This window comes from Streptomyces prunicolor NBRC 13075, from assembly GCF_000367365.1.
GTDB lineage: Bacteria > Actinomycetota > Actinomycetes > Streptomycetales > Streptomycetaceae > Streptomyces > Streptomyces prunicolor.
In genome coordinates, this window is the sequence record NZ_BARF01000067.1 from 1 (window position 1) to 15054 (window position 15054).

Sequence of the window (15054 nt, forward strand, 5' to 3'; positions counted from 1 at the left end):
GGGGGCGCTGCATCCATTAGCGGCTCCGCCGCGGGAGCCAGGACCTCACCCGCATCCCAAGCCGCACACGACAACGCACCAGCACTACGCGCCAGCGCAAGCAACCCCTCAAGATCACACCCGGCGACCACCTGCGCCCCCATGGCCGCAACGGCCTCCACCGCAGCCGCCTGCCGCTCAGCAACCGGCACCAACCCCAAATGCCGAGAAGGCGTATCCACCTGAGGCGCCCGCCGCAACACCCCCAGCACAGGCACACCCGCCGAGTCCAACGCCTCCCGCAGCAAAGCCTCATGCCGGTCGGACGCCACCTTGTTCAGGATCACGCCCCCGACCCGAACCTCCGGATCCCAGGAAGCAAACCCATGCACCAACGCCGCAACGGACCGTGACTGCGAAGACGCGTCGACGACCAGCACAACAGGCGCCCGCAGCAACTTCGCCACATGCGCCGTGGACGCCAACTCCCCTTCCCCCGCAGCCCCGTCGTACATCCCCATCACACCCTCGACAACAGCGAGATCACACCCGCGAGCACCGTGCGCGAACAGCGGCCCGACCAACTCCGGCCCGCACAGATACGCGTCGAGGTTCCGCCCCACCCGCCCGGTGGCAAGCGCGTGATACCCGGGATCGATGTAGTCCGGCCCGACCTTGTGCGGAGACACGGCAAGCCCCCGCGAGGCGAACGCGGCCATCAACCCCGTAGCAACGGTGGTCTTGCCACTACCGGAAGACGGCGCGGCAACAACCAACCGAGGAACGGAGACCAAGGAAGCCGAGGAAGCCGAGGAAGCCGAGGAAGCCGAGGAAGCCGAGGAAGACGAGAAGGACAAGGAGGACGAGGAAGTCACGACAGATTCACCACTCGATACCCCGCTGACCCTTCTGCCCGGCGTCCATAGGGTGCTTGACCTTGGACATGTCGGTGACGAGGTCGGCGTACTCGACGAGCTTCTCGGGCGCGTTCCGCCCGGTGATCACAACGTGCTGGTTGCCGGGCCGATCCCGCAGCACGGAGACGACCTCATCGACATCGACCCATCCCCAGTGCATCGGATAGGCGAACTCGTCCAGCACGTACAACTTGTAGGTCTCGGCGGCAAGATCCCGCTTGACCTGCTCCCAGCCCTCCCGCGCCTTCTCCTCGTTGTCCATCTGGGAGTCGCGCTGAACCCACGACCACCCCTCACCCATCTTGTGCCAGTCGACGGACCCGCCCTCACCGGAAGCCCCCAGCACCCGAAGGGCGTTCTCCTCCCCGACCTTCCACTTCGCCGACTTGACGAACTGGAACACCCCGATCGGCCACCCCTGATTCCAGGCACGCAAGGCGAGCCCGAAAGCAGCGGTCGACTTGCCTTTCCCAACTCCCGTATGCACAACGACAAGTGGCCGATTACGGCGCTGACGGGTCGTCAGGCCGTCGTCCGGTACGACACTCGGCTGCCCCTGCGGCATTACGCGGCCCTCCTCTGTACGTCCTTCACGAGCCCGGCGATCGAGTCCGCCCGCAACTCGTCCAACGTCACCGCCGTACCCTCCAGTTCACCGGCCAACTGCCCGGCCAGCCCGAGCCGTACGGGCCCCGACTCGCAGTCCACGACCACGGAGGCGACCCCGTCGGCGGCGAACAACCGAGCCGCCCGCCCGGCCAGCGCGACCGGCTCGGGCCCACCGGTGGCCCGCCCATCGGTCACCACGACCACCAACGCCCGCCGAGCCGGATCCCGCAACCGCTCCACCCGCAGCACGTCATGCGCCTTGAGCAGCCCGGCCGCGAGCGGCGTACGCCCCCCGGTCGGCAACGACTCCAGCCGTACGGCGGCGGCGTCCACGGAGGAAGTCGGCGGCAGGGCAACATCGGCGGCCGAACCCCGGAAGGTCACCAGCCCCACCTTGTCCCGCCGTTGATACGCATCGAGCAGCAACGACAGCACAGCCCCCTTCACCGCACTCATCCGCTGCCGCGCCGCCATCGACCCGGAGGCATCCACGACGAACAGCACGAGGTTGCCCTCACGCCCTTCCCGTGTCGCCTGCCGCAGATCGTCCCGCCGCACGACCAGCCCACGCCCGGCCCGCCCGCGCGCCAGCTGATGCGGTGCCGCAGCCTGCACGGTCGCCGCCAAGTGCAGCTTGGTGAGCGCCCCTTGGGGCCGCCGGGCCCCGGTGGTCCGCCCGTGCTCGGTCCGCGCCCGCGAACGCCGCCCGGCGGCACCCTCGCCGAGACCCGGCACGCTCAACACCTTGGTCCGGAAGGGCTCGGAGGCGCGTACGGGCTGCTGCTCACCGGAACCGGAAGGCTGCGGCTCCCCGCCTTCGCCGGCCTCGGGCTGCGCGGCCGTGTCACCGCCCTGGGGACCGTCCGAGTCGTCCTCGGGCGACTGCCCACCGCCGCCACCCGGACCGTCGGGACCATCCGGCCCCGGATCGTCGTCCTCGGGCCCCTGCGTCGGCTCCTGTTCCTGCGTCTGCTCCTGCTCCGCGAACTCCTCCAACGTCTCGTCGAGCTTGTTCTCGTCAAGTCCCGGCGCGTCGAAGGGATTTCGCCGCCGCCGGTGCGGCAGCGCGAGCAACGCGGCCTGCCGTACGTCCTCGGCGAGCACATCGGTCCGCCCGGCCCACGCGGCCAGTGCGGTCGCCGTACGGGCCATCACGATGTCGGCCCGCATGCCGTCCACCTCGAAGGCGGCACAGGTCGCCGCGATCTGCCGCAGCGCCCCGTCGCCCAGCCGCACGGACGGCAACAGCGCACGCGCGGCGATGATGCGCGCCCGTACGGAGGACTCCTCGTCCGCCCAGCGCGCGGTGAAGGCGGCCGGTTCGTCGTCGTAGGCGAGCCTGCGCCGTACGACCTCCACCCGCTGGTCGGGTTCCCGCGAGGCCGCGACCTCCACGGTCAGCCCGAATCGGTCGAGCAACTGCGGTCGCAGTTCGCCCTCTTCGGGGTTCATGGTGCCGACGAGCAGGAAGCGGGCGGCGTGCCGGACGGAGACGCCTTCGCGTTCGACGTACGACGCGCCCATCGCCGCCGCGTCCAACAGCAGGTCGACCAGATGGTCGTGGAGGAGGTTGACCTCGTCGACGTACAGGATTCCCCGGTGCGCGTCGGCGAGCAGGCCCGGTTCGAAAGCCTTGACGCCCTCGGCGAGTGCCCGCTCGATGTCGAGGGCGCCGACGAGCCGGTCCTCGGAGGCGCCGACCGGCAACTCGACCATGCGAGCGGGGCGTTGGACCCCGGGTCCGGTCTCGTGCGGCCCGTCCGGGCAGGCCGGGTCGGGGGAGGAGGGATCGCAGGAGAAGCGGCAGCCGGGCACGACGGCGACCTCCGGCAGCAGCGCCGAAAGCGCGCGCACGGCCGTCGACTTGGCGGTGCCCTTCTCGCCGCGCACCAGCACACCGCCGACCGCCGGCGACACGGCGTTCAGCAGCAGCGCGAGCCGCAGATCGTCCTGGCCGACAACGGCCGTGAACGGAAAGGGAGTTGTCACTGGTCGTCGCCCTCCAGGTCGCCTTCGAGCTCCAGGTAGGTGGCCCGCAGTCGTTCCAGCGTGTCCGCGTCCGGCTCGGCCCACAGGCCACGCTCGGCCGCTTCGAGCAGCCGCTCGGTGATGCCGCGCAGCGCCCATGGGTTGGACTTCTTCATGAAGTCCCGGTTCTCCGGGTCGAAGACGTACTCCGCGCTGAGCTTCTCGTACATCCAGTCGTCGACGACCCCGGCCGTAGCGTCGTAGCCGAAGAGGTAGTCGACGGTCGCCGCCATCTCGAAGGCGCCCTTGTATCCGTGCCGTCGCATCGCCGCCATCCAGCGGGGGTTGACGACCCGCGCCCGGAAGACCCGGTGCGTCTCCTCGCCCAGCGTGCGCGTCTTCACCTGGTCCGGTGTCGCCGAGTCACCCACGTACGCCTCGGGGCTGGTGCCCGTCAGGTGGCGGACCATGGCGACCATGCCGCCGTGGTACTGGAAGTAGTCGTCCGCGTCGACGAGATCGTGCTCGCGGGTGTCAACGTTCTTGGCGGCTACGGCAATTCGCTTGAACGCGGTCTCCATATCGCCCCGCGCCGCCCGCCCGTCGAGCCCACGCCCGTAGGCGTACCCGCCCCACACCGCGTACACCTCGGCCAGGTCGGCATCCGAACGCCAGTTGCGCGCGTCGATCAGCGGCAGCAGACCGGCGCCGTACGCCCCCGGCTTGGAGCCGAAGATGCGGGCCGTGGCCCGGCGTCGGTCGCCGTGTTCGGCGGTGTCCTCGTCGGCGTGCTTGCGGACGTAGTTGGACTCGGGCGGCTCCTCCAGTTCGGCCACCGCCCGCACCGCGTCGTCGATCAATCCGACGACGTGCGGGAACGCGTCCCGGAAGAAGCCGGAGATGCGCACCGTGACGTCGATGCGCGGCCGGCCCAACTCCGTGACGGGCACGATCTCGAAGCCGGTCACCCGGCGCGAGGCGTCGTCCCAGACGGGACGGCAGCCCAGCAGCGCGAGGATCTCGGCGATGTCGTCACCCTGGGTGCGCATCGCCGACGTACCCCACACCGTGAGCCCGACGGACTGGGGGAACTCGCCGTTGTCCTGGAGGTAGCGCTGCACGAGCGAGTCGGCCAGGGCCTGCCCGACCTCCCAACTCAGCCTGGACGGAATGGCCTTGGGGTCGACGGAGTAGAAGTTCCGGCCGGTCGGCAGGACGTTGACCAGACCGCGGGTCGGGGAGCCCGACGGACCCGCCGGGACGTAGCCGCCGTTGAGCGCGAGCAGGATGTGGTCGATCTCGTCGGTCGTGCGGGCGAGTCGGGGTACGACCTCGACGCAGGCGAACTCCAACACCGCGACGGCGTCCGGGAGTTCGGTGCCGATGACGGCGCGGACGAGCGCGGGGACGGCCGTGACCTCCCACTCCTGGGACTCCATGCCCTCGGCGAACCGGCGGCACAGCTGCTCCAGCAGATCGATCGCGTCGGCGGCGGAACGGGCCGGCCCGTCGACCAGCTCGCTCAGCTCCACCGGCACCTTCACCGGCGCCCCCGGCTCGGCCAGCAACTCCTTCTCCACCAGGCCGAAATGCTCGGCCAGCGCGGCCCGCAGACCCGGCAGCGCGTTCGCCTTACCGCCCCACACCTGCGAGGCGCGCAGCACCGCGAGCACGAGGTTCACGCGCGCCTCGCCGACCGGACCGCCGCCGAGGATGTGCAGTCCGTCGCGGATCTGCACGTCCTTGATCTCGCACAGATAGCCGTCGATGTGCATCACGAACTCGTCGAACACCGCGTCGTCCGGCTGGTCGTCCACATGCAGGTCGTGGTGCAGCTCGGCCGCCTTCACCAGCGTCCAGATCTGCGCGCGCACGGCCGGCGCCTTCGTCGGGTCCAGATCGGACACGAGGGCGTACTCGTCGAGGAGTTGCTCCAGCTTCGCCAGATCGCCGTAGGTGTCGGCACGCGCCATCGGCGGCACCAGGTGGTCGACGACCGTGGCGTGCCCGCGCCGCTTGGCCTGCGTCCCCTCGCCGGGGTCGTTGACGATGAACGGGTAGATCAGGGGAAGTTCACCCAGTACGGCATCCGGCGCGCAGCCGCTGCTGAGCCCAAGTCCCTTGCCGGGCAGCCATTCCATGGTGCCGTGCTTGCCCATGTGGATGATCGCGTCGGCGTCGAAGCTGTTGTCCAGCCAGCGGTACGCGGCCATGTAGTGGTGCGAGGGCGGCATGTCGGGGTCGTGGTAGATCGCGATCGGGTTCTCGCCGAAGCCGCGCGGCGGCTGGATCATCACGACGACGTTCCCGAACTGGAGCGAGGCGAGCACGATGTCGTCGCCGTCGACGTAGAGGTTGCCGGGCGGCTCGCCCCACGCGTCCAACATGCCCTGCCTGAGCTCCGGTTCGAGCTTGTCGAACCATGCCTGGTAGTCGGCGAGCGGCACGCGCGCGGGCGCGGCGGCCAGCTGCTCCTCCGTCAGCCACTCCACGTCGTGGCCACCGGCGTTGATGAGCCGGTGGATCAACTCGTCCCCGTTGTCCGGGTGTTCGTCGACCCCGTACCCGGCGTCCCGCAGGGCATCAAGCACTCGAATCGCAGAAGCGGGCGTGTCCAGACCGACCGCGTTGCCGACCCGCGAGTGCTTCGTCGGATAGGCGGTGAAGACGATCGCGAGCTTCTTCTCGGCGTTCGGCTGGTCCTTCAACTTCGCGTGCCGTACGGCGATTCCGGCGACCCGCGCGGCCCGCTCGGGGTCGGCGACGTAGACCGGGACGTCGTCCGGACCCTGCTCCTTGAAGGAGAACGGGACCGTGATCAGCCGCCCGTCGAACTCGGGGATCGCGACCTGCATCGCGGCGTCCATGGGGGAGAGGGCGGCGGAGGACTCGTCCCAGGTCGCCCTGGACGACGTAAGGCAAAGTCCTTGCAGCACAGGGACGTTGAGGTCGGCGAGCGCGCCGATGTCCCACGCCTCCTCGTCACCGCCGGCCGATGCCTGCGAGGCGTGCGTACCGCCCGCGGCGAGGACGGTGGCGATGAGCGCGTCGGCCTTGCCGAGGATCTCGTACAGCCCGGAGTCGGCACCGCGCAGTGAACCGCAGTACACGGCAAGGGCGTTGGCGCCCTTCGCCTCGATCTGGTCGCAGAGGGTGTCCACGAAGGCGGTGTTGCCGCTGAGGTGATGCGCCCGGTAGAAGAGGACGCCGACCGTCGGCCGGCCCTCGACGAAGGCACGCTCGCCGTGGACGCCGAACTCGGCCATCTTCCGCGGCTCTTCGAAGCCCTCGCCTGTGAGCAGCACGGTGTCCGAGAGGAACCGGGCGAGTTCGACGAGGTTCTCCGGACCGCCCTCGACGAGATACCTGAGCGCCTCGGCGACCACACCCGCCGGTACCGACGACTCGGCCATCAACTCCGCGTCGGGGACGGCCTCCCCGCCCAGCAGCACGGTCGGAATCCCGGACGCCTTCAGCGCGGCGAGCCCGTCCTCCCAGGCACGCTTGCCGCCGAGCAGTCGTACGACGGCGATGTCCGAACCGGAGATCAGGGCGGGGAGTTCCTCCGCCGCGTCCACCCGGGACGGGTTGCCGATCCGGTACCCGGCGCCGGAGGCCCGGGCCGCCAGCAGATCCGTGTCGGCGGTCGACAACAACAACACTGTGCTCATGCGGGCGCTCCCGGTGGAATGAAAGGCAGTCCTTGCGGCGCGCCGGACTCGATGAGTCGCCAGAGCGCGTCCGTGTCCGCGTGCTGTTCGATGAGGTCGCCGAGCCGGTCGAGCTGCTCCTCGCGCAGCGCGGCGAACGAGGTGTCGGGCGCCGGTACGAACCGGCGGCCCGCGGCGGCCGCCACCTCGCGCAGAAACGCCCGCCGGAACCCGTCCGACTCCAGCGAGCCGTGCCAGTGGGTGCCCCAGGTCTGACCGACCCGACAGCCGTCCAAGAAGGTTTCCCCGCCGGTCAGTTGGGCGACCCCGTGATGGATCTCGTACCCCTCGACCGGTTCGCCGAGGGCTTCGCCGACGGGCCGAGTGAGGGTCTTCTCGCGAGCGAACCGCACACGCAGCGGCAGCACCCCAAGTCCCTCCACCGCCCCCTGCCGGCTCTCGACCTCGTCGTCGATGTGCTCGCCGAGGATCTGAAAGCCGCCGCAGATACCGAGAGTTGGCCGCTGCTCGGCGGCCCTGCGCACGAGGGCTTCCGCAAGTCCCCGCTCCCGCAGCCACTCCAGCGCCTTCACCGTCCCCCGGGTGCCGGGGATCACGACGAGGTCCGCGTCGGCCAACTCCTCCGGCCGGTCCACGAACCGCACCACGACGCCCGGTTCGGCGGCCAGCGCGTCCACGTCGGTGAAGTTGGACATGAGGGGGATCGCGCAGACGGCGACCCGCAACACGTCCTCGCCGACCGGCGGCGCGGTGTTCGACTCGCGCACGGTGCCGCGCAGCGAGATCCGCAGCCCGTCCTCCTCGTCGATCCCGAGCCCGTGCCGGAACGGCAGCACGCCGTACGTCCGCCGCCCGGTGAGGTCGTGCAGCATCTCCAACCCCGGTTCCAGCAGCGACACATCGCCCCGGAACTTGTTGACGAGGAACCCGGCGACGAACGCCTGGTCCTCGGGGCTGAGCAGCGCGACGGTCCCGAAGAAGGAGGCGAAGACGCCCCCGCGGTCGATGTCGCCGACGACGAGAACGGGCAGTCCCGCATTGCGCGCGATGCCCATGTTCACGATGTCGGTCCGCCGCAGATTGATCTCGGCGGGACTGCCGGCCCCCTCACAGATCACCGCGTCATACGTGCCCCGCAACTCGGCGAGACAGTCCAACACGGTCCCGAGCAGGGCCTCTTGGCGCCCGCCGTGATACCCACGGGCACTCATCTCGCCAACGGGCTTGCCCATGAGGACGACTTGGCTGGTGCGGTCGCTGCCCGGCTTCAGCAGCACGGGATTCATCAGCGCGGTCGGCTCGATCCGGCACGCCTGCGCCTGCATGGCCTGCGCCCGCCCGATCTCGGCGCCCTCGCGTGTCACGAACGAGTTCAGGGACATGTTCTGTGCCTTGAACGGCGCCACCTTCACGCCCTGCCGTACCAGCCACCGGCAGATCCCGGCGGTGACGACACTCTTGCCGGCGTCCGAGGTGGTGCCGGCCACCAACAGCCCGCCGCCGCTCATGACTTGCGTCCCTTCACGAGGAGCCGCCCGGCGACACTGACGCCGAGCGCGAGCAGACCGACGCGCCGGGACAGCCGTACGGCACGCGCGATGTCCGGCACGGCGACGGCGCGTCCGTCGCCGTTGAGCACGGGCCGGTGTTCGACCCGGCCGCCGTAGGAGAGCGTTCCGCCGAGGCGTACGCCGAGGGCTCCCGCGAAAGAGGCCTCCACGGGGCCGGCGTTGGGGCTCGGGTGTTTGCGGGCGTCGGTGCGCCAGGCGCGTGCCGCTCCGCGTGGGTCGCCGCCCGCGACGGTCGCGAGGGCGGCGGTGAGGCGGGCGCCCGGCCAGCCGGCGACGTCGTCGAGGCGGGCCGAAGCCCAGCCGTAGCGGCGGTACTTGGCCGACTTGTGGCCGACCATGGCGTCGAGGGTGTTCACGGCCCGGAAGCCGAGCAGGCCCGGGACGCCCGCGATGCCGCCCCACACCAGGGCGCCGACGACCGCGTCGGAGGTGTTCTCGGCGACGGACTCGACGACGGCCCGGGCGATCCCGTCGGCGTCGAGGGACTGCGGGTCCCGCCCACAGAGGTGGGGGAGTCGGGCCCGGGCACCGTCGATGTCACCGGCCTCCAGCGCGCGCCCGATGACCCCGGCCTCGCGCGCGAGGGAGGCCCCGCCGAGGACGGCCCAGGTGGCGGCGGCGGTGAGGGCGGCAGAGGCCGTACGGGAAGGTCGTAGGGCCGAAGTGGCCGTGGCGGCGAGGGTGATGGTGCCACCGACGCACACGGCGGTGTGCAGGGCGCCCCAGCCTCGGTGGTCGCGCCACAGCACCTGTTCCACGGCACCGGCGGCACGGCCGAAGGCGGCGACCGGATGCCTGCGGCGGGGATCGCCGAGCAGGTGGTCGCCGAGGAGGCCGGCGGCGGCGCCGTACGCGTAGACGCGATCGGCACGCATCGGCTCAGCCGATCGCTGGGGCGGGCACTGCGCTGGTACGGGACCTCGAACGGCAGCCGAGCATGGCGATATGTCCTCACTCAGGGTGTCCACGCCCTGGTTCGACGAGACCGGCGGTGAGAGTTCCTGGCTCCCGGGGGTGTCTACCCCGGTGACAGTGGCGGGACCGCGCCGGATTCGCACCGGCTTCCTCTCCTGCCGCCGTACATGGCTCCGGCAGTCCACCATGCTGTTGGAAGGGCCGTCAACTTGCTGTTGACCTGCGGGGACGGAGTGTGCTGATGCCCACACGGGAGGGGGCGGAGGGGTCACGCGGACGTGGGGTGCGGGACGGCGATCCGTCCCGCACCCCACGGTGGGTCCAACTGGCGGCCGGTCAGGCCACGATGAGATAGATCCCGTACGCCACCGCCGCCGCGCAGGCCGCGAAGCAGGCGTACGCGCCGGTCAGGGCGAGGGGCGCGGAGTCGCCCTGGGCGGTGGCGCGTTCACGGTGGGAGAGACCGACGATGCCGAGGGTGAAGACGGCCACCAGGGCGACGGTGGCGCCGAGGCTGACGCCGAAGACGGAGCCGAGGGCTGCCCAGTCGATGTGCATGCTGATTCGTTCCTTCGTGTCCGGGGCGCGGGCTCAGACGGCGGCGGCCGGCGGTGTCGCCGGGTCGGACTTCACGACCGGGGCCGGGTTCACGGGCGGCGAGAGGATCGTCGCCGTGAGGCCTTCGGAGAGGGCGACCGACGGGGGCGGCGGGGTCACGGCGGCGATCGCGGTGGTGATCACGCCGGCCGGTTCGTCGATCTCGTTGACGTTCGAGGCGTCGACGACCTGGCGGCGGGAGAGCAGCCAGATGCCGGCGCTGGAGGCGACCAGGAAGACGGCCACCAGTGCGGTGCCCCAGTCGCCGAGGTCGGTCACGGACTCGGCGAGCGCGCCGACCAGTGCGGCGGCCGGCAGGGTCAGGCCCCAGGCGACGAACATCCGGGTGGCGGTCGACCAGCGGACGACCCCGCCCTTGCGGCCGAGGCCCGCGCCCATCACCGAGCCGGAGACGGCGTGCGTGGTGGAGAGCGAGAAGCCGATGTGCGAGGAGGCCAGGATGACCGCGGCGGCGCTGGTCTGGGCGGCGAAGCCCTGCTGCGGCCGGAGGTCGGTCAGGCCCTTGCCCATCGTGCGGATGATGCGCCAGCCGCCGATGTACGTGCCCATCGCGATGGCGAGGCCCGCGGAGAGGATGACCCAGGTGGGCGGGTCCGAGTCGGGGGCGATGGAACCGCCGGCGATCAGGGCGAGGGTGATGATGCCCATCGTCTTCTGCGCGTCGTTCGTGCCGTGGGCCAGCGAGACCAGCCCGGCGGAGGCGATCTGGCCGACACGGAAGCCCTTGTCGGCGGCCTTGCCCTCGGCGTTGCGGCTCAGGGCGTACGAGAAGCGGGTGGCGAGCATCGCCGCGAGGCCGGCGACGATCGGGGCGGCGATCGCCGGCAGCAGGACCTTGGTGACGAGGACGTCGCCGTGGACCGCGCCGGTGCCGGCCGAGGCGATGGTGGCGCCGATCAGACCGCCCATCAGGGCGTGCGAGGAACTGGACGGCAGGCCGACGAGCCAGGTCACCAGGTTCCAGAGGATCGCGCCGACGAGAGCGGCGAAAATGACCTCGGGACGGATGCCGCTCTCATCGACCAGGCCCTTGGAGATCGTGTTGGCGACCTCCACGGAGAGAAAAGCGCCCACCAGGTTGAGGGTGGCCGACATGGCCACCGCGACCTTGGGCTTGAGTGCGCCGGTCGAGATGGTGGTGGCCATCGCGTTGGCGGTGTCGTGGAAACCGTTCGTAAAATCGAACGCGAGTGCGGTGATTACCACAATCGCGAGGATCAGCGAGAAGTTTTCCATTTACCCAGGCAATCGTTCGAAGTCATTGGTGCGTTGACCGTAGGAAACCAGGGTGAACGGAAGATGAACTGAGAGGGTCTCTGTGGTGGCCGGATTGCCTAGTAACCGCGGGCGAACTTCCGCAGCTGACTCACCGTCCCGTTGAAGAGATTCTGATCACCCGGCAGGCTCCCGCTGTTGTCGTACTGCCAGAAGGTCCAGTACGACCATCCGGCGGGCAGCGAGCCCGCGTCCGCCGCGTTGTGGCGGGCGATCCACAGCGCGTGTGTCGAGGCCAGGGAGCTGTTGTCGCCCGTGCAGGTCTTCCACCACAGGGTGGTGGTGTAGATCACCGGGCGGCGGCCGGTCTCCCGGTTCACCTCGGTGCTGAAGGCCTTGATCCAGCTGACCATCTTGGCCTTGCTCAGCCCGTAGCAGCCGTGCTTCTTGTCGTACGGGTTGTATTCGATGTCCAGCGCGGGCGGCAGCGTCCAGCCGTCCGCCTTCCAGTCGCCGCCGTGTGCCACGAAGTACGCGGCCTGGCTCGCGCCCGACGACTTGTTCGGCAGGGCGAAGTGGTACGCGCCGCGGATGATGCCGGCCTTGCGGGCGCCGTCGTACTGCTGACCGAAGTACGGGTTGCGGTAGGTGGTCGACTCGGTCGCCTTGACGTAGACGAACGTGGCGCCCTTCGCCTTCGCGCCCGGCCAGTTGACGTTCTTCTGGTGCGAGGAGACGTCGTGGCCCTTCGGCGGGCTCGCGGCGATGTCCGCGGCGGTGGCCGGGATCTCGGCGAGCGCGAGGGTGGTGCCGCCGACGGTGAGCGCGGCGACGGCGGCCGCGGCGAGGCGGGCGCGGGGGTGGAGATGGAGGTGGAGGCGGCGGGCGTGGGTCAGGGACGGTTTGCGATCACGGGCCATGGTTCCCCCGGAAATGGCGGCGTGCACGACAAATCCCCCAGAGGTTATTGGAAGATCCGTCAACGCCGGTCGGTCTCCGGCCAAGCGGCCGGAGTGGGTGGTTGGCACCCATATGTCATCTTTCGGATGCGCGCCTTCCGGCCTAAAGTGCCTTCGCCCGAACGTGCGTTGGAGCACCGGCTGACAGGATCACGGCATGGCTGAGCAACGGCGGGACCAGCGGGGCGGGCGAGACACCCGGGAGAGTGCGGGCACCGTGGGGGAGACGCGGAGGAGGAGTGTGCGCGCCGAGGAGGCGCACGCCTGGGGCGCACTCGTCGCGACCGCCCGCCGGACGGTCTCCGACGGCCTGGTCGTCGGCACCTCCGGAAACGTCTCGGTACGCGTGGGCGACACCGTCCTGGTCACACCCTCAGGCGTCCCCTACGGCCGCCTGGCTCCCACCGACACGGTCGGCGTCGACCTCGACGGCCGACAGGTCCTCGGCACCCTGCTCCCGACGAGCGAACTCCCCATGCATCTCGCCGTCTACCGCAGCACCGACGCCCACGCCGTCGTCCACACCCACGCCGTCCACGCGACGGCCGTCTCGACCCTCGTCCCCGAACTCCCCTCCGTCCACTACATGTCCGGCGCCCTCGGCGGCCCGGTCCGGGTTGCCCCGTATGCGACCTACGGCACGGAGGAGTTGGCCGAGAACATGCTCCGGGCCCTGGCGGACCGCTCGGCCTGCCTCCTCCAGAACCACGGCACGATCGCCTACGGCGCGTCTCTGGACCAGGCCTTCGACCGCACGGCCCAGCTGGAGTGGATGTGCCGGTTGTGGCTCACGGCGTCGTCGGTGCCGGGGCTGTCGCCTACGTTGCTGACGGGGGAACAGGTGGCGGAGGCTGGGGAGCGGTTGCGGGGGTATGGGCAGGGGGAGCGGGCGGTGGGGTGAGGGGGAGGGTGCGCGGTGGGGTGAGGGGGCAGGGGGTGGAAGCGGGGGTGACGGTGAAGGGGGCGAGGTCCGCTGGGGTGAGGGTGGCCGGAGTTGAGGGCAGCCCGGGTGAGAGCGACGGAGTGACGGCAACAGGGGCGGATGGCGACGGGGCTTGAGGGCGACGGGGATGAGGGCAACAGGTGTGACGGTCGCTGTCTGCGGTGGGCCTCTTGCCGGTGCTGACGCCTTTCCCGGCGGTACCCCTGCCGTCGTCGACAACTCCTGCCGGTCCTCCCACCGCCGTGCCGCCCCCCTCGCCGACGCGTTCGGCCAGTCGCGTCGCTGCTCGGCCGTGGTGAGCTTTTCCGGTGACGCCGAGCCGCCGAGCCGCTGTGCCGCCCCCTGTCGCTGACGCGTTCCGCCCGTCGCGACGCCGCTCGGCCGCCGTGAACCCTTCCGGTGACCCCGAGCCGCCCCGCCTCACCCGACCCCCGCCGCTGAAATCGCCTCGCCCGTCACCCCAGACCCGCTCCGGCTGGCCGCCCGCCCGTTGCGCCGGGACACTGGACCCGTGCGCACAGTCAAAGCGACGGCCGCGGCCGTCTCCGTGGCCCTCGCGGCCGGTGCGGCCGGCGTCGCCGCCGGCCGGTACGCCAGCGACGCCGCGCTGAAGGCGCCGCCCGGCCGCCCGCTGCCGGGCGAACCCCGGCTCACGGTGCACTCCACCGCTGCCGGCCAGATCACCCTCACCCGGGACCTGGCCTCGCTGCGCCCCGGCACCTACGGCCTCGCCGGTGACGGCTCCCACGCGGTCGTCGGCCCGGTCATCGATACGGCGGCCCCCTCCGCCGACGCCGTCGTACGCCGCCTGGAACGCGTCACCCACGGCACCCTGCGCCCCGGCGACAAGGTGTGGCTCACCCCGAACGTCCACATCGGCAACCCGAGCGCCGCCCTCGGCCTGGACCACGCCGACATCGACATCCCCGGCGAACTCGGCTCCCTGCCCGCGTGGTTCGTGCCCGGAGCGCGGAGCACCTGGGTGATCGCGGTGCACGGACTGGCCGCCACCCGCGAACTCGCCCTGAACGTCATGGAGTTCCTGCACCGCAGCAGCTTCCCGGTGCTCGCCCTCGCCTACCGCGGCGACCTCGGCGCACCCCGCAACCCCGACGGCCTGAACCACCTCGGCGAGACCGAGTGGCGCGACCTGGACGCGGCGATCCGCTACGCCGTGCGGTACGGCGCCGAGCACGTCGTGCTGTACGGCTGGTCGACCGGCGCCACCATGGCGCTGCGCGCCGCCGCCCACTCCGCGATGCGCGACCACGTCTCCGGCCTGGTGCTGGACTCGCCGGTGCTCGACTGGGAGACCACGCTGCGCGCCCTCGCCACGGCCCGGCACACCCCGGGCGCGCTGCTGCCGCTGGCGGTCCGCGCCGCCCAGGGCCGCACCGGTCTGCACGGCGACCGCATCGCCGAGGCCGCCGACCCGACCCGGCTCAGGGTCCCGACCCTGATCTTCCACGGCCCCGACGACACGGTCGCCCCCTGGACCCTCTCCCGCCGCTTCGCCGCCCACCGCCCCGACCTGATCACCCTCCAGCCGGTCGCCCACGCCCCGCACAGCGCGATGTGGAACGCCGACCCGGCCGGCTACGAGGAGATCCTGCGCCGCTTCCTGACACCGCTGATGTGAGCGGATGCGATCCGCACACCGCGGATGCGATCCGCACACCGCGGATGCGA

11 protein-coding genes and 1 riboswitch are annotated in these 15054 nt (G+C 71.1%); of the genes, 2 read left to right on the top strand and 9 right to left on the bottom strand.

Going from position 1 to position 15054, the window contains the following annotated elements; all coding sequences use genetic code 11:
• From SPR02S_RS29550 to SPR02S_RS29590, 9 genes are all read right to left on the bottom strand, one after another.
• Positions 1 to 836: cobyrinic acid a,c-diamide synthase CobB (locus SPR02S_RS29550; RefSeq protein ID WP_373283350.1), on the bottom strand; the 836-nt coding region annotated here is incomplete at its 3' end.
• 25 nt (positions 837 to 861) lie between these two features.
• The gene (gene cobO, locus SPR02S_RS29555; RefSeq protein ID WP_026150966.1) at positions 862 to 1461 is read right to left on the bottom strand and encodes a cob(I)yrinic acid a,c-diamide adenosyltransferase; all 600 of its coding nucleotides are present in this window, start codon (positions 1459 to 1461) and stop codon (positions 862 to 864) included.
• Positions 1461 to 3494 (bottom strand): putative cobaltochelatase, encoded by a 2034-nt coding sequence (locus SPR02S_RS29560; protein ID WP_019060639.1) that lies wholly within the window; start codon positions 3492 to 3494, stop codon positions 1461 to 1463. Before SPR02S_RS29560 ends, cobO begins: the two co-directional genes overlap by 1 nt.
• Positions 3491 to 7144: a cobaltochelatase subunit CobN gene (cobN, locus tag SPR02S_RS29565; RefSeq protein ID WP_019060640.1), complete on the bottom strand. Its 3654-nt coding sequence runs from the start codon at positions 7142 to 7144 to the stop codon at positions 3491 to 3493. The genes SPR02S_RS29560 and cobN overlap by 4 nt, the downstream gene beginning before the upstream one ends.
• A complete protein-coding gene (locus SPR02S_RS29570) occupies positions 7141 to 8652 on the bottom strand; it encodes a cobyric acid synthase (protein ID WP_019060641.1) in 1512 nt (503 codons plus the stop codon). Before SPR02S_RS29570 ends, cobN begins: the two co-directional genes overlap by 4 nt.
• Positions 8649 to 9590, bottom strand: a complete 942-nt coding sequence (locus SPR02S_RS29575) for a cobalamin biosynthesis protein (RefSeq protein WP_019060642.1) — start codon at positions 9588 to 9590, stop codon at positions 8649 to 8651. Before SPR02S_RS29575 ends, SPR02S_RS29570 begins: the two co-directional genes overlap by 4 nt.
• 98 nt (positions 9591 to 9688) lie before the next feature.
• Positions 9689 to 9831: riboswitch (cobalamin riboswitch) on the bottom strand.
• 135 nt (positions 9832 to 9966) lie between these two features.
• Positions 9967 to 10188 carry a hypothetical protein gene (locus tag SPR02S_RS29580; protein ID WP_019060643.1) on the bottom strand — a complete coding sequence of 74 codons (222 nt, stop codon included), beginning with the start codon at positions 10186 to 10188 and terminating at the stop codon, positions 9967 to 9969.
• 33 nt (positions 10189 to 10221) lie between these two features.
• Complete coding sequence (locus tag SPR02S_RS29585) at positions 10222 to 11484, bottom strand: inorganic phosphate transporter (RefSeq protein WP_019060644.1); 1263 nt, start codon at positions 11482 to 11484, stop codon at positions 10222 to 10224.
• A gap of 98 nt (positions 11485 to 11582) precedes the next feature.
• Positions 11583 to 12383, bottom strand: coding sequence for a lysozyme (locus tag SPR02S_RS29590; RefSeq protein ID WP_019060645.1), 801 nt, complete (start codon positions 12381 to 12383; stop codon positions 11583 to 11585).
• A gap of 196 nt (positions 12384 to 12579) precedes the next feature.
• Between SPR02S_RS29590 and SPR02S_RS29595 the strand changes: the two genes are divergently transcribed.
• Positions 12580 to 13323 carry a class II aldolase/adducin family protein gene (locus SPR02S_RS29595; protein ID WP_026150967.1) on the top strand — a complete coding sequence of 248 codons (744 nt, stop codon included), beginning with the start codon at positions 12580 to 12582 and terminating at the stop codon, positions 13321 to 13323.
• A gap of 553 nt (positions 13324 to 13876) precedes the next feature.
• Positions 13877 to 15004: an alpha/beta hydrolase family protein gene (locus SPR02S_RS29600; protein WP_019060647.1), complete on the top strand. Its 1128-nt coding sequence runs from the start codon at positions 13877 to 13879 to the stop codon at positions 15002 to 15004.
• The last annotated feature ends 50 nt before the right edge of the window (positions 15005 to 15054 follow it).